21 protein-coding genes are annotated in these 24,163 nt (G+C 75.1%); 9 read left to right on the top strand and 12 right to left on the bottom strand.

Annotation, left to right across the window (positions count from 1 at the left end; translation table 11 throughout):
* Window positions 1-3: 3 nt before the first annotated feature.
* The 4 genes from OZ948_02195 to OZ948_02210 are packed head-to-tail and all read right to left on the bottom strand — an operon-like array spanning window position 4 to window position 5,147.
* Window positions 4-1,293, bottom strand: a complete 1,290-nt coding sequence (locus OZ948_02195; GenBank protein ID MEB2343532.1) for a hypothetical protein — start codon at window positions 1,291-1,293, stop codon at window positions 4-6.
* The gene (locus tag OZ948_02200; GenBank protein ID MEB2343533.1) at window positions 1,290-2,261 is read right to left on the bottom strand and encodes an alpha-L-glutamate ligase-like protein; all 972 of its coding nucleotides are present in this window, start codon (window positions 2,259-2,261) and stop codon (window positions 1,290-1,292) included. Before OZ948_02200 ends, OZ948_02195 begins: the two co-directional genes overlap by 4 nt.
* A gap of 19 nt (window positions 2,262-2,280) precedes the next feature.
* On the bottom strand, window positions 2,281-3,852 hold the full coding sequence (locus OZ948_02205; protein MEB2343534.1) for a UUP1 family membrane protein: 1,572 nt from the start codon (window positions 3,850-3,852) through the stop codon (window positions 2,281-2,283).
* A gap of 53 nt (window positions 3,853-3,905) precedes the next feature.
* Window positions 3,906-5,147, bottom strand: coding sequence for a TerC/Alx family metal homeostasis membrane protein (locus OZ948_02210; GenBank protein MEB2343535.1), 1,242 nt, complete (start codon window positions 5,145-5,147; stop codon window positions 3,906-3,908).
* Between the two features lie 194 nt (window positions 5,148-5,341).
* Between OZ948_02210 and OZ948_02215 the strand changes: the two genes are divergently transcribed.
* Together OZ948_02215 and OZ948_02220 are read left to right on the top strand one after the other, a co-directional pair.
* The gene (locus tag OZ948_02215) at window positions 5,342-6,292 is read left to right on the top strand and encodes a DnaJ domain-containing protein (GenBank protein MEB2343536.1); all 951 of its coding nucleotides are present in this window, start codon (window positions 5,342-5,344) and stop codon (window positions 6,290-6,292) included.
* Entirely contained in the window at window positions 6,289-6,573 is a 285-nt protein-coding gene (locus tag OZ948_02220; GenBank protein ID MEB2343537.1) for a hypothetical protein, read from the top strand. The genes OZ948_02215 and OZ948_02220 overlap by 4 nt, the downstream gene beginning before the upstream one ends.
* A gap of 79 nt (window positions 6,574-6,652) precedes the next feature.
* On the opposite strand, the gene corA is transcribed toward OZ948_02220, so the two are convergent.
* Genes corA through OZ948_02240 form a run of 4 tightly spaced genes read right to left on the bottom strand, consistent with a single transcriptional unit; the run spans window position 6,653 to window position 12,071 of the window.
* On the bottom strand, window positions 6,653-7,759 hold the full coding sequence (gene corA, locus OZ948_02225; GenBank protein ID MEB2343538.1) for a magnesium/cobalt transporter CorA: 1,107 nt from the start codon (window positions 7,757-7,759) through the stop codon (window positions 6,653-6,655).
* Window positions 7,756-10,104: a mechanosensitive ion channel gene (locus OZ948_02230; protein ID MEB2343539.1), complete on the bottom strand. Its 2,349-nt coding sequence runs from the start codon at window positions 10,102-10,104 to the stop codon at window positions 7,756-7,758. Before OZ948_02230 ends, corA begins: the two co-directional genes overlap by 4 nt.
* 37 nt (window positions 10,105-10,141) lie before the next feature.
* Window positions 10,142-11,461 (bottom strand): MFS transporter, encoded by a 1,320-nt coding sequence (locus tag OZ948_02235; GenBank protein MEB2343540.1) that lies wholly within the window; start codon window positions 11,459-11,461, stop codon window positions 10,142-10,144.
* 1 nt (window position 11,462) lies between these two features.
* On the bottom strand, window positions 11,463-12,071 hold the full coding sequence (locus tag OZ948_02240) for a glutathione S-transferase family protein (protein MEB2343541.1): 609 nt from the start codon (window positions 12,069-12,071) through the stop codon (window positions 11,463-11,465).
* Between the two features lie 76 nt (window positions 12,072-12,147).
* Here OZ948_02240 and OZ948_02245 point away from each other — a divergent pair, with 76 nt between their 5' ends.
* Window positions 12,148-13,320: an aspartyl protease family protein gene (locus tag OZ948_02245; protein MEB2343542.1), complete on the top strand. Its 1,173-nt coding sequence runs from the start codon at window positions 12,148-12,150 to the stop codon at window positions 13,318-13,320.
* 28 nt (window positions 13,321-13,348) lie between these two features.
* Complete coding sequence (locus OZ948_02250) at window positions 13,349-14,197, top strand: thioesterase family protein (GenBank protein MEB2343543.1); 849 nt, start codon at window positions 13,349-13,351, stop codon at window positions 14,195-14,197.
* Here OZ948_02250 and OZ948_02255 read toward each other — a convergent pair.
* Both OZ948_02255 and OZ948_02260 read right to left on the bottom strand, forming a co-directional pair.
* Window positions 14,194-15,792, bottom strand: a complete 1,599-nt coding sequence (locus OZ948_02255) for a serine/threonine-protein kinase (GenBank protein ID MEB2343544.1) — start codon at window positions 15,790-15,792, stop codon at window positions 14,194-14,196. The two genes, OZ948_02250 and OZ948_02255, sit on opposite strands and share 4 nt — an antisense overlap.
* 105 nt (window positions 15,793-15,897) lie before the next feature.
* The gene (locus OZ948_02260) at window positions 15,898-17,418 is read right to left on the bottom strand and encodes a serine/threonine-protein kinase (protein MEB2343545.1); all 1,521 of its coding nucleotides are present in this window, start codon (window positions 17,416-17,418) and stop codon (window positions 15,898-15,900) included.
* Window positions 17,419-17,508: 90 nt separating this feature from the next.
* Here OZ948_02260 and OZ948_02265 point away from each other — a divergent pair, with 90 nt between their 5' ends.
* Together OZ948_02265 and OZ948_02270 are read left to right on the top strand one after the other, a co-directional pair.
* On the top strand, window positions 17,509-18,276 hold the full coding sequence (locus OZ948_02265) for a (Fe-S)-binding protein (protein ID MEB2343546.1): 768 nt from the start codon (window positions 17,509-17,511) through the stop codon (window positions 18,274-18,276).
* An 88-nt stretch (window positions 18,277-18,364) separates the two neighbouring features.
* The gene (locus tag OZ948_02270; GenBank protein MEB2343547.1) at window positions 18,365-19,489 is read left to right on the top strand and encodes a nitronate monooxygenase family protein; all 1,125 of its coding nucleotides are present in this window, start codon (window positions 18,365-18,367) and stop codon (window positions 19,487-19,489) included.
* 9 nt (window positions 19,490-19,498) lie between these two features.
* Here the strand turns inward: OZ948_02270 and OZ948_02275 are convergent, their stop codons facing one another.
* The gene (locus OZ948_02275) at window positions 19,499-20,542 is read right to left on the bottom strand and encodes a ChaN family lipoprotein (protein MEB2343548.1); all 1,044 of its coding nucleotides are present in this window, start codon (window positions 20,540-20,542) and stop codon (window positions 19,499-19,501) included.
* Window positions 20,543-20,615: 73 nt separating this feature from the next.
* Here OZ948_02275 and OZ948_02280 point away from each other — a divergent pair, with 73 nt between their 5' ends.
* From OZ948_02280 to OZ948_02290, 3 genes are all read left to right on the top strand, one after another.
* A complete protein-coding gene (locus tag OZ948_02280) occupies window positions 20,616-21,401 on the top strand; it encodes a hypothetical protein (protein ID MEB2343549.1) in 786 nt (261 codons plus the stop codon).
* Window positions 21,398-22,729 (top strand): LUD domain-containing protein, encoded by a 1,332-nt coding sequence (locus tag OZ948_02285; GenBank protein MEB2343550.1) that lies wholly within the window; start codon window positions 21,398-21,400, stop codon window positions 22,727-22,729. Before OZ948_02280 ends, OZ948_02285 begins: the two co-directional genes overlap by 4 nt.
* Before the next feature lie 89 nt (window positions 22,730-22,818).
* Window positions 22,819-23,406, top strand: coding sequence for an LUD domain-containing protein (locus tag OZ948_02290; GenBank protein ID MEB2343551.1), 588 nt, complete (start codon window positions 22,819-22,821; stop codon window positions 23,404-23,406).
* A gap of 48 nt (window positions 23,407-23,454) precedes the next feature.
* On the opposite strand, the gene OZ948_02295 is transcribed toward OZ948_02290, so the two are convergent.
* Window positions 23,455-24,162 carry an ABC transporter ATP-binding protein gene (locus tag OZ948_02295; protein ID MEB2343552.1) on the bottom strand — a complete coding sequence of 236 codons (708 nt, stop codon included), beginning with the start codon at window positions 24,160-24,162 and terminating at the stop codon, window positions 23,455-23,457.
* Window position 24,163: the final 1 nt, after the last annotated feature.

Raw genomic sequence — 24,163 nt, forward strand, 5'->3', positions numbered from 1 at the left:
GGGCTACGGCGCGCGGGAGAGCTCGCGGCGGGCGAAGAAGTCGGGGAGGGGGGCGCCGGCCACCCGTTCGCAGAGGGCGCGGAAGCGCGCGAGCGACACCGTCTGCGGCGCGGTCGCGAGCTCGTGCACGACGTCGTCGAGGCCCCGCGCGCCGGCGCTGGCGGCGCGGATCTCCCCGTCGAGGTCGCGCAGGAGGCCGACGGCGCGTGCCGTGACCGCCCCCGAGGCGCGTTCCGTCGCCACCACGCTGCGCACGCCGCGCCCGCGCGCCCCGATCCGCGCCAGCGCGCGTTCGTAGCGCCGCTTCGACACCGTCCGCGAGCGCACCAGCGCCTCGAGCGAATACAGCTCCGCCAGCCCCTCGACGATCCAGTCGCCGTCCGGTCCGGCGCGCGCACCCATCCAGAGGTGCACGATCTCGTGCAGGAGCGGGCTCGTGCCGTCCTCGCTGATCAAGGGGAGGCTCGTATGGAGGTAGGCGCTGCGCGGGCCGGAGAGGCCGCCGCGCCACATCGGGTCGCCGGCGCCCACCACCGCGATGCGCTCCGGGAGCGGCGCGATCTTGCGCAGCGTCGGCAGCGTCCAGCGCAGCATCGCGAGCAGGTCCTGCCGGCGCATGCCGTGCCCGACCGGTCCACCGATCGCGAGCGACGCGCCGGCCACGCGCTCGCGCACGGTCCCGAGCCGCCCGAACACCATCCAGCCCACCGGGCGATCGAAGCGCCGGCGCGGGTTGGAGATCTCGTAGCGGCCGTCCGGGAGACGCCGGTAGGGCAGCACCGCCGACCAGCCCTCCGGCAGCCGCAGGCGCAGGTGCGCGACGGCGTGTGCCATCCGGTCGGTGCGCACGCGCGCGGGCGGCACCAGGGAGTCGCCGCGCAAGAGCGCCCACTGGCGCGTCGCGCGCGCGTCGTAGCTGTGCTCGTTGCGCAGGTGGTCGATGCGCACCGTGTAGCGGAGCTCGCCGCCGTGCCGGGGCGGCGTCCAGGTCACCCAGCGCTCCTCGATCGAGAGCTCGCCCGAGCCCGTCCAGTGGGTCTGGCGCTCGGGATCGTGCGCGAAGCGCAGCGAGAGCAGCCCGTCCTCCGGATCGCTGACGGCGATCGTCACCTTCGCGGCGTTCTCGGTCGGGACGATCAGGAACTCGTAGTCGACGTCGTAGCTCACGTCCGGCGCGGGGGGGGCGGGCGCCTGCTGGGCACGGGCGGGGGCCCCGAGCGTAGCCGACACCGCCACGAGCCCGGCGAGGGCGCAGGCGCATGCGAGCCCGGCTCCGCGATTCGCACGGATCATGCGGCGTCCCGCAGGTCCACGAGCGCGCCCGCGATCCGCACGCCGAGCGCCAGCCGCTCGTCGACGCCCAGGTCCGGCTGCCAGGAGCGGTCCACCGCGCGCAGCCGAGGCAGGAGCCCGCCGCGGTTGGCGAGCTGCACCATCAGACCCGGGCGCGCGTTCATCTCGAGCAGCACGGGGCCGCGCCGTGCGTCCACGACCAGGTCGGCGCCGACGTAGCCGAGCCCGGTCACGTCGGCCGCGCGCACCGCGATCGAGAGCAGGTCCTTGAAACCGGGGATCTCGCGCCCGAGCAGCGGCTCGCCGCTGTCGGGATGCGTCGCGATCGGACGGCTCTGCTGGATCGCGTGGGTGGTGCGCCCGGAGACGAGGTCGATGCCCGCGGCGACGGCGCCCTGGTGGATGTTGGCGCGCCCGCCGGAACGGCTCGTCGGCAGCCGCGTCATCGCCATCGCCGGCACGCCGCGGTAGACGACGACGCGGACGTCGGGCACGCCGTCGGTGGCGATCGCGGCCAGCTCGGGGTGGACGACGAGGCGCTCCTCCACCATCGCGGCGTCGGGCTGGCCGCCGATTGCGTAGAGACCGGAGATGATCCCGGCGGCGTGGTAGAGCAGATCTCCGAGCGCGACGCTACGGCCTCCGGCGGCGAGGAAGCGCTCGCCCTCGCGCCCGCGGACCACCAGGATGCCGTTGCCCATCGCGCCGTGGGCCGGCTTCAGCACGAAGTCGAAGAGCCGCGCCAGCTCCGGGCCGAGCTTGCGCAGCTCGAAGTGATGGCGCGCCACGGCCAGGAGCTGCGGCGTCGGGATGCCGGCCTGCCGGCACAGCTCCTTGGTGCGGAGCTTGTCGTCGACGTTCGGGTAGCAGCGGCGCGGGTTCCAGCGCAGCGTGTAGTCCGCGTTGCGGCCGTTGATACCGAGCACGCCCTGGCGGCGCAGGGCGCGCCAGACCCGGAGCGGATTCATCCTGGACGACCCGGAGGGCTCATGCGGCCCCCTCGGCCGGACTCGCGAAGGACCGGAAGCGCACCAGGTCCATCAGCCGGTAGCCGGTGTAGCCGCCGATCCAGACCAGCAGGCCCATCACGACCAGGGTCAGCTCGGGGAACGAGAACATCAGGTGCTCGGCACGCGGGTCGCGCATGATCGGGTACACGGCCGCCACGACCAGCAGCGAGTAGCCCATGCGCGCCAGCGCGTTGCGCATGCCCTCCTCGGCGATCGCGATCGAGAAGCGCTCGCAGAGCATGGTCAGGATCACGATCGGGAACAGCACGCCGGCCAGGAAGTCGCGGCGCTCGAAGCTGCTGCCGATCAGCGCGAAGCCCGTGACCCCGAGCACCACCAGGCAGAGCAGGATCGAGAGCCGCGGCACCAGCAGCAGGCGCAGGCGGTCGAGCACGAGGCGGCCGAAGACGCCGAGGCCGAGCACGCCCGCCACCAGTGCGAGCCCGACCCCCAGGTCCACCTGGCGCAGCGCGAAGGCGACCAGCACCGGCATGAAGGTCCCGAAGGTCTGGAGGCCCACGAGGTTGCGGAGCAGCGCCAGCACGAGCGCGCCGAGCGGGAACAGGAGCAGCGCGCGCAGGGCGCCCTGGGTCGCGACCGGAAGCCGGTAGAGCGAGAGCGCCGCGAAGACCGGACTCGGCGGGACCATCAGGGTGGCCAGCTCGTCGGCGCCCAGATGCTCGCGCAGCGCGTGATAGCGGTAGCTGAGCGCCTGCGCGCCGGTGGACTCGACGCCCGAGAGCGAGCCCGTTCGCAGCACCAGCAGGTTGCCGGGATGGGAGGCGAAGAAGGCGCCGGTCGGCGAGAGTGGCACCCAGCCGCCGGCCCACGCCTCCGCCCACACGGTCTCGTCCGGCGCGCCCGCGCCGAGCTCGAGCCCGAGCACCGGCCGCGCGGGTACGCCGATCGCACGCAGCAGCGAGACCATGAGCGCCACCTTGCCTCGCTCGCTCCCCCCGCGGTTCGCGAGCGTGATCAGGGCATCGTCGCTACCGCCCTCGAGCGTGAGGATCTCGTGCGCGATCCAGGCGTAGATCGAGCGCAGGCGCCCCGGCACGTCGTCGGCGGGGGGCAGGCCCAGCGAGTCCAGCACCTCGGTGATCTCCGGCGCGTCGGAGGGAAAGGCGGCGCTCGGCCTCCCGAAGCGCTGCACGACCTCGCGCGGCGCCGGGGTGAGCACCTCCTCGGAGAGCCCCTGCTGCAGGGGCGTGAGCCGCACGCGATAGCCGTAGGCGATGTCGTGGATGCCGCCGATCTCGCCGCGCCAGACCGCGATGCGGTTCTTCCCCTCGGGCCGGATCGAGAAGCTCAGCCGGTCGCCGACCGAGCGCTCGTCGTAGACCTCCTGGCCCGACCCGCTCGAGGGCAGGGGGGCACGCACGCTCCCGCGGGCGCCGCCTCCGCGCACGGTGATCGCGAGCTCCACCCGCCACAGGCCTTCCGGGTCGCCAGGGACGACGGGCAGGCCGTAGCCGAAGACCTTCCACGCGAAGATCCCGAGGCCGAGCGCGACGAGGACGAGGCCCGTGGCGGCTGCGACGCGGTTCATCGAGCCGGGGGTGTACCGGTGGCCCGGAGCACTGTCCAGCCCGGCGGGTGGGGCTAGGCGGAGCCGTCACCCCGACCCTTCCCGGCGCCCACCAGGCTACGCACCTCGTTGCGCAGCCGTTGCAGGAGCCGGCGGGCCCAGACGAACTCGCTGGCGAGGATCGCGAGGCCGGCCGGGATCACGACCAGCGCCGGCCCCGGGAGCACCACCATCGCGGCGCCGATCACGAGCACCGTGGCGCCGAGCACCAGCACGATCAGCTTGCGGGCGGCGGTCAGGGTCGAGCGCGTGATGGCGTCGAGGTCGGCCCCCGGCAGGCGCAGCGGCCCCGCCTCGCGGGCCAGGGCCAGCGCGCTCGCCAGCACGCCCACCGCGAGGATCCCGATGATCACCGACAGCGAGATCCGGGTCGGGATCGGCTCGTGGTGGGAGAGGATCATCTTCACGCCGACGAAGGCCAGCACGAACACCAGCGAGAGCTTCAGGTAGCGGAACTTGTCCATCAGCGGCGCGATGGCGAAGTAGAGGCTGCGCAGGCCCAGGATCGCGAAGACGTTCGAGCTGAAGACCAGGAAGGGATCGCGGGTGACGGCGAAGATCGCCGGGATCGAGTCGACCGCGAAGATCACGTCCGTGCTCTCCACGACCAGCAACACCAGGAACAGCGGGGTGGCTGCACGGCGCCCGTTCCAGTCCACGAAGAAGTGCTCCCCGTGGAGCGTGGGGGTCACCGGGTAGAGACGCCGGGCCAGCCGTACCACCGGGCTCTTCTCGGGCTCGACGTTCTCGTGGCCGGAGAAGAGCATGCGCAGCGCGGTCAGGATCAGGATCCCGCCGAAGACGTAGATGATCCAGTCGAAGCGCGAGATCAGGGCGGCACCGAGTGCGATCATGATGCCGCGCATGATCAGCGCGCCCAGGACCCCCCAGAACAGCACCCGGTGCTGGTAGGCCAGCGGAATCTGGAAGTAGTTGAAGATGATCGCGATCACGAAGACGTTGTCGAGCGAGAGGCTGTACTCGAGCAGGAAGCCCGTGAAGAACTGGAGCGCCGCGGTACCGCCGTCGAGCGGGTGTCCGACGTGGTGGCCGACACCGAACAGGTTGTGCTCGTACAGGAAGTAGACGAGCAGGTTGAAGGCGAGGCCGAGCGAGATGTAGATCACGCTGCGCGTCAGGGCCTCGCCGAAGGTGATCGCGTGCGCCTCGCGCTTGAACACGCCGAGGTCGAAGGCGAGCACCACGCCGATCAGGGCGAGGAAGAACAGCCAGGGGACGAGGTCCAGCGGCGACATCGGCCGGGCAGGTTACCTCGCGCGCCGATGGCTGCGATACCCTCGGGCCGCGGAACCACGATCTGCCCGGGACGCGGTCACCAGGAGCACGGTCACCAGGAGCCCGGTCACCAGGGGCACGGTCACCAGGGGCACGGTCACCAGGGGCGCGGTCACCAGGGGCGCGGTCATCGACGAGGGGCGCGGCCATCGAGATGGACGAACAGGACCTGTACGCGACGCTCGGCGTCGATCGCAAGGCGGGCGAGGACGAGATCCGCAAGGCCTATCGCCGGCTCGCCCGGCGGTACCATCCCGACGTCAACCCCAACGACCAGACGGCCGAGGAGCGCTTCAAGGAGATCTCCTTCGCCTACGACGTCCTCTCCGACCCCGAGAAGCGCGCCCGCTACGACGAGTTCGGCGTGCAGGGGCTGCAGCCCGGCTTCGACCCCGAGCAGGCGCGCGCGTACAAGCGCTGGTCCGAGGGCGCGCGCCGCTCGCCCTCGCACGAGGCCTTCGGCGCCGAGGAGGTCGATCTCGACGAGCTGCTGGGCCGGCTCGGCGGCCTCGGGGGGCTCGGCGGTGCGCGGCGCGGGTGGCGGAGCGTTCCGCGCCAGGGCCGCGACGTCCACGCCGAGGTCGCCGTCGACTTCCTCGACGCCGTGCTCGGCCGGGAGGTGCGGCTCGAGGTGCCGGGCCGCGGCACCCTGCGCGTGCGGATCCCGGCCGGCGCGGCGGAGGGCGCCCGCGTGCGCCTCGCCGGCCAGGGCGAGCCCGGCGCCGAGGGGGCCCCGCCGGGCGATCTGTACCTGACCCTGCGCGTGCGTCCCCACCCCTTCTTCCGGCGCGAGGGCGACGACCTGGCCCTCGACCTGCCGGTCACGCTGCCGGAGCTGGTGCTCGGGGCGTCGGTCGAGGTTCCGACGCCGGACGGTGTCGCGACGGTGAAGGTCCCGCCGCACGCGCGCCCGGGCCAGCGCCTGCGCCTGCGCGGCAAGGGCGCCGGCCGGCGCGGCGGCGCGGAGCGCGGCGACCTCTATCTGCACCTGGTCGTGGACCTGCCCGAAGGGCGCGGTGCGGAGCTCGAGGAGATCGCGAAGGGCATGGAGCCGCTCTACGCCGGCCGCGACCCGCGGGCGGCCCTCAAGGGAGGCCCGCGATGACCTCCTACAGCCTGCGCCAGATCTGTGAGCTGCTCGAGCTCGACGAGGGCCTGGCCGGTGAGCTGGTGCGCGAGGCCGTCCTGGTGGCCGACGCACCGGAGCGCGACCGCTTCTCGCCGTTCATGCTCGAGCGGGCGCGGGTGGCGCGCGAGCTGGTCCAGGAGCTCGAGGTGAACGTGGCGGGCGCCGCCGTGATCGTGCGCCTGCGCGAGGAGATCGTCGACCTGCGCCGAGCAGCCTCGGAGATCGCGCTCGAGCTCGAGCGGGTGCGCAGGCGCTAGAGCGCCTCTCGCGGATGCAGGCCGGGCCGGATCGAAGATCCGTGGCGGGCGACGGGAGCATCCGTGGGACGTGCGCTCGTCAGGGATCGTCCTCGTCGTCGCCGCCCGTGGGGTCGCCGAGCCAGCCCCGGTGCCGGAACCAGCCGAGGAGGGCCAGGCCCACGGTGATCATCACGATCCACACCACCGGGTAGCCCCACCTCCAGCGCAGCTCCGGCATCCAGTCGAAGTTCATCCCGTAGACCCCGACGATGAAGGTGAGCGGGATGAAGATCGAGGCCATGATGGTGAGCGTCTTCATCACCTCGCCCAGCCGGTTGCTCACGCTCGACAGGTAGACGTCCATCAATCCGACGGTCAGCTCGCGGTAGCTCTCGATCGCGTCGAGGACCTGGAGCGAGTGGTCGTGGGCGTCGCGGAAGTAGACGCGCACGCCCTCGCCGAAGGGCGTGCCGTCGCCGCGCAGGATCTGGCTCAGGGCGTCGCGCTGGCGCCACATCGTACGGTGCAGCGTCATCAGCACCCGGCGCACCGCGTGCAGGCGCACCAGCGTGTCGCGCCCGGGGCGCGCCAGGATGTCCTCCTCGAGCGTCTCCAGGAGCTCTCCCAGCGACTCGAGCACCGGGAAGTAGCCGTCGATCACCGCGTCGACGATCGCGTAGGCCAGGTAGTCGGCACCCATGCGGCGGATCGGGGCGTGCGCGCGCAGCCGCTCGTGCAGCGGCTCGAACAGGTGGTCGCAGGGCTCCTCGAGCACGCTCACCACCCAGTGTGGGCTCGCCACCACCGAGACCTGGGTCATCTCGACGCCCTCGTCCTCGAGGATCCGCACGTGCTGGGCGATCACGAGGTCGCGCTCGCCGTAGTCGTCGAACTTCGGGCGCTGCGGCACGTTGGCGATGTCGGCAACCGCCAGCGGGTGCACCCCGAGCACGTCGCGGATCCAGCCGAGCACGCTGCCGTCACCGAGGCCGACCACCTCGATCCAGGTGAGGCCGGGGCTGTCGACCGCCGCCCGCAGCTCCTCGGGCCCGTGGATCTCGCGCTCTTCGAGCCGTTCGGCGTCCCAGATCACGGCGCGGATCCGGGTCGGGGGGGCCCCCTCGGGCAGCACGAAGACGCCGGGGTGCGCGCCGGGCGGCGGCCGCCGCGCCGAGAACAGGTTCGCGGTGCCGGCGATCCTCATGCGTGCCCCTGCGGAGGGGAGTGGCCGGGCACGTGGGCAGCGAGGTCGCGCACCGGGTAGGCGATCACGATCCCGCGCCGGCGGAAGGTCTCGTCGATCGCGTGGCGCAGGCGGCTGCGCACCGCGCGGTCGTCGAGCAGCGGCGAGAGCTTGACGAAGAACTCGGCATGGAAGCGCAGCGAGTCGGCGGCGAAGTCGTCGAAGACCACGGCCGGGCGCGGGTGCGCGAGGATCTCCGGCTGCGCCGCCATCAACTCGAGCAGCAGCTTCTCGACGTCGCGCGTCGGCGTCCCGTAGGTGACGCCGACCGTGACCCGCGTGCGGACCACGCCGTCCGACAGCGTCCAGTTCACGACGTTGTTGTCGAGCAGCTTGCTGTTGGGGACGATCAGGTAGACGTTGTCGATGGTCCGGATCCGCGTGCTGCGCGGGCCGATCCGCTCCACGCGCCCGGTGTTGTCGGCGTAGACCACCATGTCGCCGACCTTGATCGGCCGTTCGATCATCAGGATCAGGCCGCTCACGAAGTTGTTCACCACGGCCTGGCTGCCGAAGGCGATGCCGATCGCGATCGCCCCGCCGGCGACCGTGAAGGCGGTGAGCGGGATGTTCACGCTGTCGAGCGCGACCAGGAAGAAGAGCGCGACCAGCGCGTAGAAGGCGAGGCTGCGGATGGCGTCGACGGCTCCTTCGTCGAGGGCGCTGCGCCGGCGCACCAGCGCGGCGAAGCCGCGCGAGAGCAGCCGCGACACCACGATCCCGAGCCCGAAGAGCAGGATCGCGGTCGTCACCTTGCCGATCGTGATCGGGTTGTCCTCGACGGCCACGAGCTCCTTCGACCAGACCGAGGCGACCGCCTCGTAGGCGTCCGCGGCGCGGTCGGCGAGCGTGGCACGCTGCTCGCGCAGGCCGAGCGCGCGGCCCAGGCGCCGGGTCAGGCGCTCGTTCTCGGCGAGCCCCGCGAGCTGCTCGCGTGCCTCCGCGAGCACCTGGTCGAGCTCGCGCGCCTGCTCGGCGAGCCAGCGCTGCTCCTCGCCGGGGGCCCCCTCGGCCGGCGCGGCGGCGCGGGCCGCCAGCGCGGTCCGCTCGCGCTCGACGTCCGCGATCCGGGCTTCGACGAGGCGCCGGTCGCGCTCGTGGTCCGCCTCCAGGCCCGGCAGCTCGCGCGCCCAGGTGCGGAGCTCGTCGCGCGCCGCCCCGCCCGAGAGCACGCGCCAGCGCTCCTGCCACAGCCGGCGCAGCTCGGCGAGCCGTTCGAGCTCGTCCGCGAGCCGCGCCTCGTGGCGCTTGGCCACCACGAGTCCGATCCGGCGCGCGTCGAGCTCGGCGAGCAGCGCGGGGCCCGGCTGCGGCTCGGCGTCGGCGCGCTTCTGCACCGCGTCGAGCCGCCGCTCGGCCGAGCGCACCGCCTGCGCGGCCGCCGGCTGCTCCTCGCGCAGCCGGAGCTCCTGCTGCTCGATCCCCGCGAGCTCCTTGGTGAGCTCGTCCTCGCCGAGCGCGAGCCGCTCCTCCACGAACGCGATCCGGGCAGCCAGCGCCAGCCCGTTCTTGCGCTCGATCTCGACCTCCTGGCGCGCGGTCGCGAGCGCGAGCTCCTCGGCCAGCACGCGCTGGCGGGCGATCTCGCTGGCCAGCTCGGTCCGGCGCAGCACGCGCTCGGCCTCGGCGCGGGCCGGGTCGTCGGCGCCGCTGCCGGCGGCCTCCTTCGCGGCGCGGCGCTCCGCCTCGCGCTTCTCGAGCGTGCGCTTCGCGTCCTCGACGCTCTCCTCCGCGGCGGCCACCGCCGCTCCGAGCGCCGCCGTGCGCTCGGCCTTCTGGTCGTCGGAGTCGAGGAGCCGGTCGAGCAGGTCGATCGGGAAGGGCGGCTCGGAGCCGACCTCCGCCCCGGGCCCGTTCGCGAGCTGGCGGTCGAGCGTGGCCAGCACCTCGCCCTGGGTGGCGAGGCGGCGCAGCGCGTCGAGCTGGCGCCCGTAGCTGCGCTCGAGCCGCTCGAGGAGCATCACCCGCTCGGTGAGGCCGGGCTCCGCGCCGGCCTCGCCGCCCGCCGCGGCGATCCGGGCCGCGAGCGCCTCCCGCTCGGCGCTGACCTCGCGGCGGCGCGCCTCGATCGTGGCCGGATCGGGCGCCTGGTCCGCTGCCGCGGGCTGCCCTGGCGCCGGCGGTGTCGCCGGCGGCTCGGCCGTGACGAGCGTCTTCGGGAGCGGGAGCTGCGCCGCCGCGGGCCCGGCGCACACCCCGATCACGGCGCCCGCGGCGAGCAGGCCCGGCCCGGCCAGGCTGGTGAGCAGGCTGGCGAGCAGGCTGGAGAGCAGGCCGGGGAGCAGGCGGGGGAGCTGCCAGGCCATTGCGCGCCGCGGAAACCGCACGCGCGACGGGGTAGCACTAGGCCTCTTCGTCCGCCTGCGCGGTGGGCAGGATCGGCCCCTGCAAGGCGCCGGCGTTCGGGCGCACGGCCACCGTGCGCAGCTCGAGCGGCGCCTCGGGCACCGCGACGTCGCGCACGCCGGCGAGCAGCAGCAGCGCGCCCGCGCGCCCGGCGGTGGAGAGCGCGAAGAGCAGCGCGTAGCCCGCCCGGCCGCCGCCCATGGCGGCGAAGACCAGGCTGCCGAGCGCCGCGCCCCCGGCGATCGCGAGCGCGTTGGCGAGGTTGTAGATCGTGAGCACGCCGGTGCGTTCCGACGCATGGATGTGTTCGAAGAAGGAGAGCAGGATGGCGAGCTCGACGGCGCCCCACGCGATGCCGGCGGCGATCTGGATCGCCAGCAGGGCGGGAACCGCATCGCTCGCGAGCCACAGGACCGGGAGCGGGACGATCCCGAGCGCGCCCGCCCACAGGAGCCGGCGCGCGCCGCGGCGGTGCGCGAGCCGCCCGAGCAGCGGCAGCGCGACGATGCGCGAGGCGAAGACCGCCCCGACGAGTCCCGTGAACGAGGCCCACGAGAGCGCCAGGTGCTCCAGCATGTAGGGGGTGAAGAACGGCGCCGCCACGTTCACGCCGACCTGCATCGCGAGCAGGTAGGCGAGCAACCGCGCGTCGTTGCCGGCCGCGCCGGGACGGAAGCGCCGGCCGAAGTCCAGGAAGGAGACGTGGCGGTGGTCCTCGGGCAGCGGCACCGGCTCGCTCTGGCTGGCCAGGAAGCCCGCCGACACGAGCCGCGCGAGGCCGGCCGCCGCGAACAGCGCCCCGAAGAGCCCGAGACGCTCGCCGCCCGCGTCGCCCCACTCGAGGAGCGTGCCGGCCCCGAGCAGGGCGGTGAGCACCGCCGCCTGGCACCAGCGCGAGCGCCGCGCGAAGAAGCGCGCGCGCTCCGCAGCCGGGATCAGCGTGCCCACCCAGGTGTTCCAGGCCGGCCCGGTCGCGAAGCCGAAGCCCCAGTAGGCCGCCGCGGCCAGGTAGACGAGCGCCAGCGAGGCCTCGCCGCGCCAGGCCTGGACGGCGAGCGGGAGGAAGCTCACCGCCTGGAGCAGCGCGCAGATCACCACCCAGCGCCGGTGCGAGCGCAGCCGGCGCACCGCGTAGGGCGACACGAGCTGGAGCACCGCGCCGCCCACCATCGGCACGGTCGCGATCAGGCCGGCGGCCACCTCGCCGAGCCCCGCTGCGAGCACGAAGGCGGCGAGATACGACTCGCCCATCCCGACCATCACGCTGAAGGCGACGCCGTCGCCGAGCATCGCGCGGCGATCGCGGGGCTGGGACACGCTACTCCGGGACGCGCATCCCGCGCTGGACGGCGGGCCGCTCGCCGATCCGCTCGAGCCAGGCGACCACGCGCGGGTGGTCGAGGAGCGGCGGCGCCCGGAGGGCGAGCAGCGGCTGCAGCCAGGGATAGTGCATGATGTCGCCGATCGAGTACTCGCCGGCAAGATACCCGCGGCCGTCCGAGAGGATCCGGTCGAGCACGGCCAGCAGCCGCGACACCTCGTCGCCGAACAGCTCCATGATCTCGCGGCTGCGCTCGGCCTGGGGCTTGCGGAGCTGCGCGCCGAGCCGGCCCAGGTTCGGGCCGATCCCGCCGGTCTGGAAGAAGGCGTACTGGATCGCGTGGATGCGCCCGGCCGGATCCCCGGGCAGGAGCTTGCCGTAGGTCTCGGCCAGGTGGAGCAGGATCGCCCCCGACTCCCAGACGACGAGCCCGTCGTCCTCGAGCACCGGGATCTTGTGGTTGGGGTTGAGCGCCAGGAACGAGGGCTCCATCTGCTCCTTGCGCTCGAGGTGGACCCAGTGCACCTCGTAGGGCACGCCGATCTCCTCGAGCGCGATCGAGGCCTTGCGGCCGTTCGGGGTGGTGGCGGTGTACAGGCGGATCACGGCGGCCTCCCGTGGGCACGCTACCACAGGCGCTTTTCTGCTCCGCAGCCGACGCGGCGGCGCGTAGGATGGAACGATGAAGGCCGCCGCCCTGCTGCTTGCCCTCCTGCTCTCCGCCGCGCCCGCCCGCGCGGACGACGTGCCGCCCGACGCCGTCGTCGCCGTCTTGCCGTTCGGGAAGGCGGAGGAGCCGAACCGGATCCTCCTCGACCTGGCGCCCGACGGCGCGCCGCCCTTCCCGCTGCTGCTCGACACGGGTGCCAGCATCAGCGTGCTGACACCCCTGGCCGCACGCGCGGCCGGCGTCTCGGTCCGGCGCCACAAGAGCGAACCGTACCGGCGCAGGACGCGCCTCGGCCGGGACCTGCTCTTCCAGGTGGACACGAGCTCGAGCGACACCGGCTCGAAGACGGGCTGGGAGTATGGCGTGGTCGGCGGCGACTTCCTGGAGGCCTACGTGGTCGAGATCGACTTCACGATGCGCGTGGTCCGGTTCCTGGATCCCGACCGCTTCCGCGTGCCCGAGGGTGCCACGGAGCCCGAGGAGGCGGTGGTGCCCTTCACCTTGACCGCCCACAGGCCCTCGCTCGAGGTCGCGATCGACGGGCGTCCCCTGCGCCTGCTCCTCGAAACCGGCGTGCAGCCCGCCCTGGTCCTCTCCGGGGACGCGGCCCGCTCGGTCGGCATCGACCCCGACGCGCTCCCGGACACGGGGACCCTCGGTACGACGCTCGGGCCGATGCAGGTGCGCTTCCACGAGGTCCGCTCGCTGTCGATCGGGGGGCTCGCCGTCGGGCCGGTGCCGGCCCTGGTGTCGCCGCGCGGCTGGTACAACCTGGCGGGCCGAAGCGACTCGGTGGTCGCCTACGACGTGCTGTCGCGCTTCCTGGTCCGGATCGACTACCCGCGCCGGCGCCTGTGGCTGCGCCGCGAGTCCGAGGCGGTGCCGTTCTTCGGGTCCGATTACGGAGCGATGAGCGCGGCGGGTGCGGTCGTCTACGAGGATCCGATCGGCGAGATCGCCGTGCTCGTGGTGCGCCCGGGTACACCCGCCGAGCGGCGCGGCCTGCGGCGCGGCGACCAGATCCTGCGCGACGGCCCGGGCGGGCGCCGCCTCTCGGTGCCCGAGGTGCTCGATGCGCTGCAGGGGGAGGCGCCGCTGCGCGTGGTCCGCGACGAGGGCGGCGTCCCGCGCGAGCACACGCTCGCGGCGCCCGCCGCCGCGGAGGACGCCAGCGCCGCGAACTGAGGCCGGCTTCGCTGCTATCCGTCTCCGGATGCCGGAGGGCGATCCGCTCGCGCGCCTGCTCGCGCGCCTCGAGCTCGAGCCCGGGGGCGCGGGCGCCTTCGCGGCGGCGCCCGTGCAGGCGGGGCGGCGCCTGTTCGGGGGCCTGCTCGCGGCGCAGGCGGCGGTGGCCGCCGCGCGCACCGTCGCGGGCGCGCGGCTCCACTCGCTCCACGGCTACTTCCTGCGCCCCGGGCGCCCGGGCGCGGCGCTCCGCTTCGAGGTGACGCGCGTGCGCGACGGGCGGCGCTTCGCGACCCGGCGCGTGCTCGTCCTCCAGCTCGGCGAGCCGGTCTTCGAGCTGGCCTGCGGCTTCACGGGCGACGAGCAGGGCGTGGCCCACGCGCACGAGCCGCCGCTCGCCCCGGCGCCCCCGCCCGAGGGCCTGCCCGACTGGGAGAGCCTGCGCGCCGCCGAGACCGGCGAGCCGGCCCGGCCCCCCGACGCGATCGAGGTGCGCGTGTGCCAGCCCGCCGACGATCGCCCGGGCGCTCCCGCTCCGCCCCACCGCCTGGTGTGGATGCGCCCGCGCGGGCGGCTGCCCGAGGATCCCGTGCTGCACGCCGCCGCGCTCGTCTACGCGAGCGATCGCACGCTCCTGCGCACGGCGGCGCGCCTGCATGGCGGCCTGCGGGAGCGGCTGCCCGCGAGCCTCGATCACGCGGTCTGGCTGCACCGGCCGCCGCGCTGGGACGACTGGATCCTCTACGCGAGCGAGACCCCGATCGCGCACGGCGGCCGCGCCTGGGTCGCGGGCCGGATCCTCGACCGCAGCGGCGCGCGCCTCGCCAGCGTCGTCCAGGAAGGGCTCCTGCGGCGGCCGCGCCGGGCGGGCGGCTAGGGCTCCGCGCGCCTGCGCAGGGTCGCCTGCTCGATCCCGCGCAGCCGCTCGGCCACCTCGGCGGCCGAGCCGGGACGCTCGTCGGGCTTCTTGGCGAGGAGCTGGAGCACGAGGTCGGCGAGCGCGTCCGGCAGCTCGTGGGCGCGCTCGCGCGGATCCGGCGGCTGCGTCTCGCGATGGTGTCGGGCAGGATCCCCTTCGTCGAACGGGACCGTCCCGGTGAGCAGCTCGAAGAGCGTGACCCCGAGCGCGTAGAGGTCGGCGCGCTCGTCCGCGTCCACGCCCGACGCCTGCTCGGGCGCCATGTAGTCGGGGGTGCCGCCGATGCGCGTCGAGCGCCGGCGCACGGCCTCCAGCATCTTGGCGAGCCCGAAGTCCATGATCTTCACGATCCGGTCGCGGGTCAGGAACAGGTTCGCGGTCTTGACGTCGCGGTGGACGATGCGCCGCTCGTGGGCGTAGGCGAGGCCGGCCGCGGCCTGGCGGCCGAGCCAGGCCACCTCGGAGGCGGCCATCCGCCTGCGCCGGTGGAGCAGGCTCGAGAGCGGCTGGCCCTCGAGGTACTCCATGGTCAGGAAGTAGGCGCCGTCCTCGTGATCGACGTCGTAGAGGGTCACGATGTGGGGGTGGTTGAGCTGGGCGGCGCTGCGTGCCTCGCGCAGCAGGAGCTGCACGGCGCGCGGGTGCGTCTGGAGGTCCTCCGGGAGCCGCTTGAGCGCGACGATGCGGTCGAGCCGCTTGTCGCGGGCCTGGTAGACGACGCCCATCCCGCCGCGCCCGATCTCGGCGAGCAGCTCGTAGCGGCCGCCGCCGGGGAACGGCGTCGCAGACGCGGCGTCGCTCGCCAGCGCCTCGGCCAGGGCCGCCTCGGTGCGGGCGTCGAGGGCGGCGGCGTCGAAGGCGGTCGCGGTGTGCCGGACGGTCGTCTTCTGCCCGCCCGGAGGGACGCGCACGGTGTCGCGCGGGAAGGCCTTCGTCGGCGGAGGCTCGGGCACGGGCGCGAGCGGCAGCGGGATCGTCGGCGCGAACGAGGCGGAGGGGAGCGACGCCGGCTCCGGCGCCGCGGGCCCGGGAGCGCCGGCTGCCGGCGTCGCCGCGCTCGCTGGCGAGGATGGCTGGCGCCGGCGGGCGAAGGCGAGGCCGACGCCCGCGAGGGCCGCCGCGAAGAACCCGAGCAGCGCCAGGCGGCGCAGGCCCAGGTGGGCGAGCCCGTCCCGGAGCAGCTCGGGCTCGGCCGCGAGCGCCGCGGGCGGCCGCTCGGGCCGGGGCGGAGGAAGCGGCAGGGGAGCGAGGGGCTCCTGCGCGAGCGGGACCGGCGCGGGGGCGGGCGGCCGCCGCGGTGCCGCTCGCGGAGACGGGCGCCCGACGGGCTTCGGCGCGGGCTTCGCGACCGTCTCCTGTTCGGCGGGCTGCGCCTCCTCGCTGCGGTCGAAGCCGTCGCCGATCCCGCGCGCCGCCTTCTTCGTCGCGGCCCCGATCTGGCCCGGGACGCGCTTGATCGCCCGCCAGACCCGGGCCGCGCCGCTCGGCTCCTCGGCCGCCGGGGCCGGCGTGCCGAGCAGGGCGAGCCCCAGCACCGCGAGGACGCACGCCACCCGGCGTACGGGGGCGCTCCCGCACCGATTCCGGCGCGCGGGGCTTTCGGAAGCTCCAAGCACCTGCCCCGGATCGGGTTTCTGGACCCCGAGCTGAAGCCCGGGCTAGCCCACCCGGCGGGGCGCCGCCGCGAGCTCGATCGCGCGCAGCCGCTCCGCCACCTCCGCGGCCGAGCCCGGACGCCCGCGCGGCTCCTTGGCGAGGAGCTCGAGCACCAGCTCGGCGAGCGCGGCGGGCGTCCCGGGCGCCCGCTCCCGCGGATCGGGGGGCGGCGTCTCGCGGTGGTGGCGCATCGCGTCGCCCTCCTCGAAGAGCACCCGCCCGGTGAGCAGCTCGTGGAGCGTCGCGCCGAGCGCGTAGAGGTCCGCCCGCCCGTCCACCTCGAGGCCCAGCGTCTGCTCGGGCGCCATGTAGTCGGGAGTGCCACCGATGCGTGTCGCTCGCCGGCGCACGGCGTCGATCACCTTGGCGAGCCCGAAATCCATGACCTTCACGATCCGCCCGCGGGTGAGGAACAGGTTCGCGGTCTTGACGTCGCGGTGGACGATGCCCCGCTCGTGCGCGTAGCCGAGGCCCGCGGCGGCCTGCCGTCCGAGCCAGGCCACCTCGGCCGCCGGGAAGCGGCCGCGCCGCGCGAGCAGGCTCGAGAGCGGCTGGCCCTCGAGGTACTCCATGGTCAGGAAGTAGGCGCCGTCCTCGTGGTCGACGTCGTAGACGGTCACGATGTGGGGATGGTTGAGCCGGGCGGCGCTGCGCGCCTCGCGCAGCAGGAGCTGCACCGCGCGGGGGCGGGTCTCCATGCTCTCGGGCAGGCGCTTGAGCGCGACGATGCGGTCGAGCCGCCGGTCGCGCGCCCGGTAGACGACGCCCATCCCGCCGCGCCCGATCTCGGCGAGGAGCTCGTAGCGGCCGGTGACGGGGAACGGGGTGGGGCGCTCGGCGGCGGCCGCCGCCGTGGCGGGCCGGGCCGGCACGGGAGCGGGGTCGCGCGGGCGCGTGGTGCGCTCGCGGGCCGGCGGAGGGCCAGGGTCACGCGGGTGCGTGGTCCGCTCGTGGGCCGGCGGGGGCGGCGGTGCGGCCTCCGGCGGTGCGGGCGCCGCTGCGAGTGCGCCGGCGCTCGGGCGGCGCCGCCGCGTGAGCCAGGCGCCGGCGAGGGCGGTCGCGAGCAGCGCGGCGAGCCCGGCCGCCCAGCCGTTCGTACCGCTCGCGTGCGGCGCGGGGGGCAGGGCGGCGGGGGCAGCGCGGGCAGCGGCCGGCTCCGGCGCCGGCGCGCCGTCGAAGAGCGGGTCGAGCGCCGGATCCCAGGCTCCTGGATCGGGCGGGAGCGCCGCCCCGAGCGGGTCGTTGCCGGCGCGCTCGGGATCGGGGGGCAGCGCGGGCGGCCGCGCGGGGGGGTCCAAACGGTCGAGCTCGCGCCGGCCCTGCTCGACGCCGGCCTCGAGCTCGCGCAGCGCACGTCCGGTCGCGACCCCGAGCTGGCGGGGGACCCGCCGCAGGGTCCTCCAGGTGCGCGCCGGGATGTCGTCGTGGCGGCGCTCGGCCCCGGCGGCCGCGGGGAGCGCCGCGAGCAGCCAGGCGAGCCCGGCAGCGACCCACGGGCGGAGCCTTTGCGCAGCGCGAGCCATCCGTCCTGGATCGGGTCGCCCGGAGCGCGGCTGAAGCGCCGCGCCGGGGCGGGGCCCTGCCTCGCGGCGGGGGGTAGAGTGGGTCCGCCCATGCGCGTCGGCCTCTTCGTGCCCTGCTACGTGGACCAGCTCGCGCCGCGGGTGGCGGAGGCCACCGTCGCGGTCCTCGAGCGGGTCGGCTGCGAGGTCGCCTACGACCCCGACCAGACCTGCTGCGGCCAGCCCTTCCTGAACCTGGGCCTCGCGCCCGAGGCCGCGCGCCTGGCCCGCGCCCACCTCGAGCGCTTCGCGGCCTACGACACGATCGTGTGTCCATCGGCGAGCTGTGTCGCCACCCTGCGGCGCCACTACGCCGGGATCGGGGTCGGCCTCGACCCGGCCGGGCGGCGCGTCTGCGAGCGCACCTTCGAGCTCGGCGAGTTCCTGGTCGGCGAGCGCGGCGTGGTCGACGTCGGGGCGCGCTTCCCGCACCGGGTGGCGCTGCTCGCGAGCTGCCACGGGCTGCGCGAGCTCGGGCTCGGCCGGCCGAGCGAGAGGGTGGGGGAGGGAGCCCGGCCGGAGGGCACGACGGAGGTGGGATCCACCGAGCGGCTGCTGCGTGCCGTCGCCGGCCTCGAGCTCGTGCTACCGGCGCGCGACGAGTGCTGCGGCTTCGGCGGCGTCTTCGCGGTCGAGGCGCCCGAGCTCTCGGAGCGGATCGGCCGCGCCCGGCTCGCCGACCTCGCCGCCACCGGCGCCGGGTGGATCGTCGGGACCGATACGAGCTGTCTCCTGCACCTCGACGGGATCCGGCGCGCGACCCCAGGCGCGCGGGGGCCGGGGACGATCCACCTGGCGGAGGTGCTTGCGGCGACCTGATCCCCGCCGCCTCCCGGACCGGCCCCGCGCCGGTGCCAGGGAATGAAACATGTTCTAGTTTTAGTGGCCCTGCTGCGAAGGAGCCTTCGTGCGCACCCCGCTTTGCGAACGCCTCGGCATCGAGTTCCCGATCTTCGCCTTCACCCACTGCCGCGACGTCGTGGTGGCCGTCTCGAAGGCCGGCGGGCTCGGCGTGCTCGGGGCGGTCGGCTTCAGCGCCGAGCAGCTCGAGATCGAGATGAAGTGGATCGACGACCACATCGGGGACAAGCCCTACGGCGTCGACGTGGTGATCCCCCAGAAGTACGCGGGCAAGGGCGAGGCGCTCGACGCGGGCGCGCTCGAGCACAAGCTCGCCGAGATGATCCCGGCCGGGCACCGGGCCTTCGCGAAGCGCCTGCTCGCCGAGCACGGCGTGCCCGAGCTGCCCGAGGGCGAGCACGCGCGCGAGCTGCTCGGCTGGACGGCGGCGACGGCGGGCCCGCAGGTCGAGGCGATCCTGAAGCACCCGAAGGTGAAGCTCGTCGCGAACGCGCTCGGGACGCCGCCGGCCGACGTGATCCGGGAGATCCAGGCGAGCGGGCGCCTGGTCGGCGCACTGTGCGGGAGCGTCAAGCACGCGCTCCAGCACAAGGAGGCCGGGGTCGACTTCGTGATCGCGCAGGGCACCGAGGGGGGCGGCCACACCGGCGAGATCGGGAGCCTCGTCCTGTGGCCGCAGGTGATCGACGCGGTGGCGCCGGTGCCGGTGCTCGCGGCGGGCGGGATCGGCGACGGGCGCCAGATGGCGGCGGCGCTGATGCTGGGCGCCCAGGGGGTCTGGACCGGCTCGCTCTGGCTCACCGTCGAAGAGGCCGAGGTGCCGCTCCCGCAGCAGGAGTCGCTGCTGCGGGCGACGAGCCACGACACCGTGCGCTCGCGCGCCTGGACCGGGAAGCCCTGCCGGATGCTCCGCAACGACTGGACCGAGGCCTGGGACCAGCCCGAGAACCCGAAGCCGCTCGGGATGCCGCTCCAGTTCATGGTCACGGCCGACGCCGTCTCGCGCACGACGCGGTACGCCGCCAAGGCCCAGCCGGTCGCCTTCAATCCCGTCGGCCAGGTGGTCGGGATGATGAACGAGCGGCGCTCCACCCGCGACGTGATCGTGAAGCTCGTCGAGGAGTACCTCGACGCGAGCGAGCGCTTCGCGGCGATCCAGCCGAAGGAGTGAGGGCGCGGCTCAGGGCGGGGCGCGCAGCTTCTCGAGCGACTCGCGGTACTTCTCGCAGGGGTCGGCGAGGTCGGCGCGCGGGGTGAGCCAGACGTAGTCGAAGGGTGCGCCCGCGCTGGGATCGGCCGCCGGGTCGTCCGGGTCGATCTCGAGCAGGCCGACGCTCGCGACGTGCGCTCGGGGGGCGAAGCGCGCGAGCCAGCGCGGGGCACCGCGGTCTCGTCGCACGTGCTCGTTGCCGGCCACGAGCAGCGCGCTCCCGTCCGGTGTCGCGGCGGCGGCGCTGGCGACGAGCAGCGCGGCCTCGTCCGGTGTCGCGGCGGCGGCGCTGGCGAGGGCGCGGGCGAGCTGTGCGTTCCAGGCACGCTGCACGTCCACCATGCGCTCGAGCATCGCAGGGGGCGCGTGGCCGCAGTGGGCCTCGCGGATCTGCTCGGCGAGGGCGCGGCGCTCTCCGGGATCGGCGGGCGCGTCGAGGCCGAGCGCGGCGCGCCGCGCGGGCGGGAGCGCTGCGATGCCGCCGTGGCCGATCGCGTGCCGCTCGCTGCGCGGCAGGTTGGCCGCGACGATCGGGAGCCGGGCCCGGAGGACGGCCTCGAAGAGCGGCGCGTAGAGGGCGAAGGGCGGCCAGCCGCTCGCGTCCCAGGCGACCGCTTCGCGCAGCGCGGCGGCGCGGGCGGCGGCGTCGCCCGGCGCCGCGAGGGCCCCTGCGATCGCGGGAGCGTCGCCGGCGTCGAGCATCTCGAAGGCGACGGCGGGGCGGCGGCCGCGGGCGACGAGGCCTGCGACGATGCGCGCCTGGAGCGCGTGGTGGTCGGGGTTGTCGTGGCGCTCGCCCACCAGCACGAGGTCGGCCACGGCGAGCGCGTCGAGCAGCGCGTCCTCGTCGATCCAGCGGCCGGCGGCGACCTCGCGGATCCGGCCGGCGAGCGGGTGGTCGCGGCCATGGGCGGCCTGCCACACGAGGGGTGCGGGAGCGCGAACCGCGTCCCGCCCGGCTCCGGCGCAGGCGGCCGCGAGCAGCAGCAGGACGGTGCTGGCCGTGCGGCGCATCGCGCAGGGGTAGCCCGCGGCGCGCGTGCCTGTCGAGGCGCGTCGCCTACCATCGCCAGCCACGGGAGGGTCGATGAGGCGCGTGCTCCTGGTCGTTGCCATCGGGCTCGCCGTCGTCGCGGGCGCGCTGTTCTGGTTCCTGCGCTTCTCGCTCGACGGGCGCGTCCGGGCTGCGATCGAGGAGCAGGGCTCCGCGATGGCGCTGGCACCGGTGCGCGTGGAGGGTGTCCATCTCGACCTGCGCGGAGGGCGCGGGACGATCCGCGGCATCACGGTCGGCAACCCCGAGGGCTTCCCGCCGGGCACCGCCGTCTCGCTGGCCGGGATCGAGGTGGCGATCGAGCCGGCCTCGCTGCGCGGGAGCCCGCTGGTCGTACCCGAGATCCGGGTCGGCGAGCCGCGCGTCACGGTCGTGCTGAGCGCCGACGGCCGGATGAACGTGGACGCGCTGCGCCGCAACGTCGGCGACTACTCCGATCGCGTCGAGGCAGCGGAGCGGAGCGCGGCGCGGGCGGAGGGCACGCCCCCCGCGCGGCGCGAAGCGCCCGGCACCGAGCCCGAGGGAGCGACGCGGGTTCGCGTCGAGCAGCTGACGATCGCCGAGGGCACGCTCGTCGTCGACGCCTCTGCGCTCGGCCGCGAGCCCGAGGAGCTGCGGCTCGGCTCCGTCGAGCTCCGCGATCTCGGCGGCGAGCGCGGCGCGACCCCCGAGCAGATCGGCCGCCGTGTCGCCGACGCGCTGATCGCCCGGACGGCGCGGGCGGTGGCCGCCGCCGAGCTGAAGCGCACCCTGCGCGACAAGGGCGGCGAGCTCGGTGAGAAGCTCGGCGAGCTGCTCCGGAAGGGCCTCGACCGATGAGGGCGCTGCCACTGCGGTCCCGCGGGCTCGAGCTGCCGATCGACCGGCGCGCGGCGGCGGTGCTGCCGGAGGCGGCGCTCGCGCGCCACGACGCGGCGGTGTGGCAGCTGCGGGTGAAGCGCGATGCGGCGGTGGCGGCGGTGCCGGACTTCGAGGCGCTGCGCACCCGCGCGGCGGCGCTGAAGGACCACGCCCTCGACCACCTCGACCTGCTGCTCGAGCGCTTCGAGGCGCAGGCGCGCGCGGCGGGCGCCGTCGTCCACTGGGCGAGCGACGCGCGCGGCCTGTGCGAGACGGTCGAGGCGCTGCTGCGCGCGCACGGCGCCACACTCGTCGTGAAGAGCAAGTCGATGCTCACGGAGGAGTGCGGTCTCAACCCGTGGCTCGAGGCGCGCGGGTTCGAGGTGGTCGACACCGACCTCGGCGAGCGCATCGTGCAGCTCGGGCACGAGCCGCCCTCACACCTGATCGTTCCGGCCATCCACCGCACGCGGGGCGAGATCGGCGCGCTCTTCGAGCGCACGATGGGAAGCCCCGCCGGCGAGACGGATCCCGCGCGGCTGATGGCCGTGGCGCGCGAGGCCCTGCGTGCCCGCTTCCTGGTGGCGCAGGCGGGGATCAGCGGTGCGAACTTCGCGATCGCCGAGACGGGCTCGCTCGTGCTCGTGACCAACGAGGGCAACGCGGATCTCGGAACCGCCCTACCCCCGCTGCACGTGGCCTGCGTCGGGATCGAGAAGCTGGTACCGACCCTCGACGACGCAGCGGTGTTGCTGCGCCTGCTGGCACGCAGCGCGACCGGCCAGCCGATCAGTGCCTACACGACCGTGCTGACGGGGCCGCGGCCAGGGGGTGAGCTGCACGTCGTGCTCGTCGACAACGGCCGCAGCCGCCTGCTCGCCCACCCCGGGCGGCGCCGCCTGCTGCGCTGCATCCGCTGCGGCGCCTGCCTCAACACCTGCCCGGTGTACCGGCGCGCCGGTGGCCATGCCTACGGCACCGCCGTGGGCGGTCCGATCGGTGCGGCGCTCGCGCCCGCGCTCGCGCCGCAAGAAGGGGGGTCGCTGCCCTGGGCCTCGTCGCTGTGCGGGAGCTGCACGGCGGTGTGCCCCGTCCGCATCGACCTGCACGAGCAGCTCCTCGCCTGGCGGCTCGACGCGCCGCAGCCCTCACCCGCAATCGTGCGCTACGCGCGGCTCGCGGCGTACCTGCTGGCGCACCCGCGCCTGTGGCGGGCCGCGACCCGCCTCGCCCGCCTCGCCTGGCCCCTCCTGGGGACAGTCCCGGCGATTCGGCGATTCTCGGAGCGGTTCGGAGTCCGGCAATGAGGAGAATCGCCGAATCGCCGGGACTGTCCCCGCCCTTTGCCGCGCGGGAGCGGGTTCTCGGGGCGGTCCGGAGAGGGGTGAGGCACGCGGTGGCGCATCCGGGTGCGCACCCCGCACCGGCGATGGACGCGAGCTGGCATGCGTTCGCGGCGGGGCTCGCGAGCGTGGGTGGCGCCGCCTACGGCCCGGTGGCGCGCACGGCGCTCGCCGGCGAGGCGCTCGGGATCGCGCGCGAGTGGGCGGCGGGCGGCCGGGTCGTGGCCGAGCCGTCGGCGGCCGCGCTGCTCGCCGATCCGGCGTCCCCCGTGCCTCCCGGCCTCGAGCTCGCGAGCGCGCAGGCCGCGCCGCACGCGTTCGCCGACGTGGCCGTGGCGATCGTGCGGGGCGAGGTCGCTGCCGGCGAGTGCGGCGCCGTGGCGGTGCTCGGCCGCGACGCGCCCCAGCGCGCGCTGCTCTTCCTTGCCGAGCGCGTCCTGATCCTGCTCGACGCCACGCGGGTCGCCGGCGACCTGCACACGGCCTTCCGGCTGCTACCACCCGACGCGCTCGCTGCCCACCACCTGACCTGGATCAGCGGGCCCTCGAAGACCGCCGACATCGAGCAGACCCTGGTGTTCGGCGCGCACGGGCCGCGCGGGCTCGCGGTCCTCGGGTACGGCGACCACGCCCGGCCGTGAAGCCGGGGTCCGGGCGACGGCGATCGGGTCCGCTCCCGACAGCGCCCCTCAGCCCGCCGCGCCGCCCAGGTACGCCTCGCGCACACGCGGGTCCTGTTCGAGCGCGCTGGCGTCGCCGGCGAGCGCCACCACGCCCGTCTCGAGCACGTAGGCCCGCCGCGCCACGCGCAGCGCCTGGCGCGCGTTCTGCTCGACCAGCACCACGGTCGTGCCCTGGGCGTTGATCTCGCCCACGATCTCGAAGATCTGCCGGACCAGCAGGGGAGCCAGGCCGAGCGAGGGCTCGTCGAGGAGCAGCAGGCGCGGCTCCGCCATCAAGGCACGGCCGATCGCGAGCATCTGCTGCTCGCCGCCCGAGAGCGTGCCCGCCGGCTGGGCGAGGCGCTCGCGCAGGCGCGGGAAGAGCGCGAGCACGCGCTCGAGCCCCTCCGCCTCGCGCGCGGGCTGCAGATAGCCGCCCATCTGGAGGTTCTCGCGCACGCTGAGGTTCGCGAAGATGCGCCGGCCTTCGGGCACGTGCGAGATGCCAGCGGCAACGAGGCGGTCCGCGCGCCAGCCCGTCACGTCGCGGCCCTCGAAGGTGATGCGGCCCGCCGCCGGGCGCAGCAGTCCGCTCACCGCGCGCAGGAGCGTGGATTTCCCGGCTCCGTTCGAGCCGATCAGCGTCACGATCTCGCCCGGCTCCACGACGAAGTCGACGCCGCGCAGGGCGCGGATCGCACCATAGGCCACCTCGAGGCCTTCGACGGCGAGCAGC

It is taken from the genome of Deltaproteobacteria bacterium, from assembly GCA_035063765.1.
GTDB lineage: Bacteria > Myxococcota_A > UBA9160 > UBA9160 > PR03 > CAADGG01.

Excerpts from the sequence above, each read along its gene's own strand:
- OZ948_02220 (MEB2343537.1), top strand. The coding sequence starts at position 6,289 with ATGACCTCCTACAGCCTGCGCCAGATCTGTGAGCTGCTCGAGCTCGAC.
- OZ948_02245 (MEB2343542.1), top strand. The coding sequence starts at position 12,148 with ATGAAGGCCGCCGCCCTGCTGCTTGCCCTCCTGCTCTCCGCCGCGCCC.
- OZ948_02230 (MEB2343539.1), bottom strand. The coding sequence starts at position 10,104 with ATGGCCTGGCAGCTCCCCCGCCTGCTCCCCGGCCTGCTCTCCAGCCTG.
- OZ948_02280 (MEB2343549.1), top strand. The coding sequence starts at position 20,616 with ATGAGGCGCGTGCTCCTGGTCGTTGCCATCGGGCTCGCCGTCGTCGCG.
- OZ948_02205 (MEB2343534.1), bottom strand. The coding sequence starts at position 3,852 with ATGAACCGCGTCGCAGCCGCCACGGGCCTCGTCCTCGTCGCGCTCGGC.
- OZ948_02260 (MEB2343545.1), bottom strand. The coding sequence starts at position 17,418 with ATGGCTCGCGCTGCGCAAAGGCTCCGCCCGTGGGTCGCTGCCGGGCTC.
- OZ948_02200 (MEB2343533.1), bottom strand. The coding sequence starts at position 2,261 with ATGAATCCGCTCCGGGTCTGGCGCGCCCTGCGCCGCCAGGGCGTGCTC.
- OZ948_02250 (MEB2343543.1), top strand. The coding sequence starts at position 13,349 with ATGCCGGAGGGCGATCCGCTCGCGCGCCTGCTCGCGCGCCTCGAGCTC.
- OZ948_02265 (MEB2343546.1), top strand. The coding sequence starts at position 17,509 with ATGCGCGTCGGCCTCTTCGTGCCCTGCTACGTGGACCAGCTCGCGCCG.
- OZ948_02285 (MEB2343550.1), top strand. The coding sequence starts at position 21,398 with ATGAGGGCGCTGCCACTGCGGTCCCGCGGGCTCGAGCTGCCGATCGAC.
- OZ948_02275 (MEB2343548.1), bottom strand. The coding sequence starts at position 20,542 with ATGCGCCGCACGGCCAGCACCGTCCTGCTGCTGCTCGCGGCCGCCTGC.
- OZ948_02195 (MEB2343532.1), bottom strand. The coding sequence starts at position 1,293 with ATGATCCGTGCGAATCGCGGAGCCGGGCTCGCATGCGCCTGCGCCCTC.
- corA (MEB2343538.1), bottom strand. The coding sequence starts at position 7,759 with ATGAGGATCGCCGGCACCGCGAACCTGTTCTCGGCGCGGCGGCCGCCG.
- OZ948_02215 (MEB2343536.1), top strand. The coding sequence starts at position 5,342 with ATGGACGAACAGGACCTGTACGCGACGCTCGGCGTCGATCGCAAGGCG.
- OZ948_02210 (MEB2343535.1), bottom strand. The coding sequence starts at position 5,147 with ATGTCGCCGCTGGACCTCGTCCCCTGGCTGTTCTTCCTCGCCCTGATC.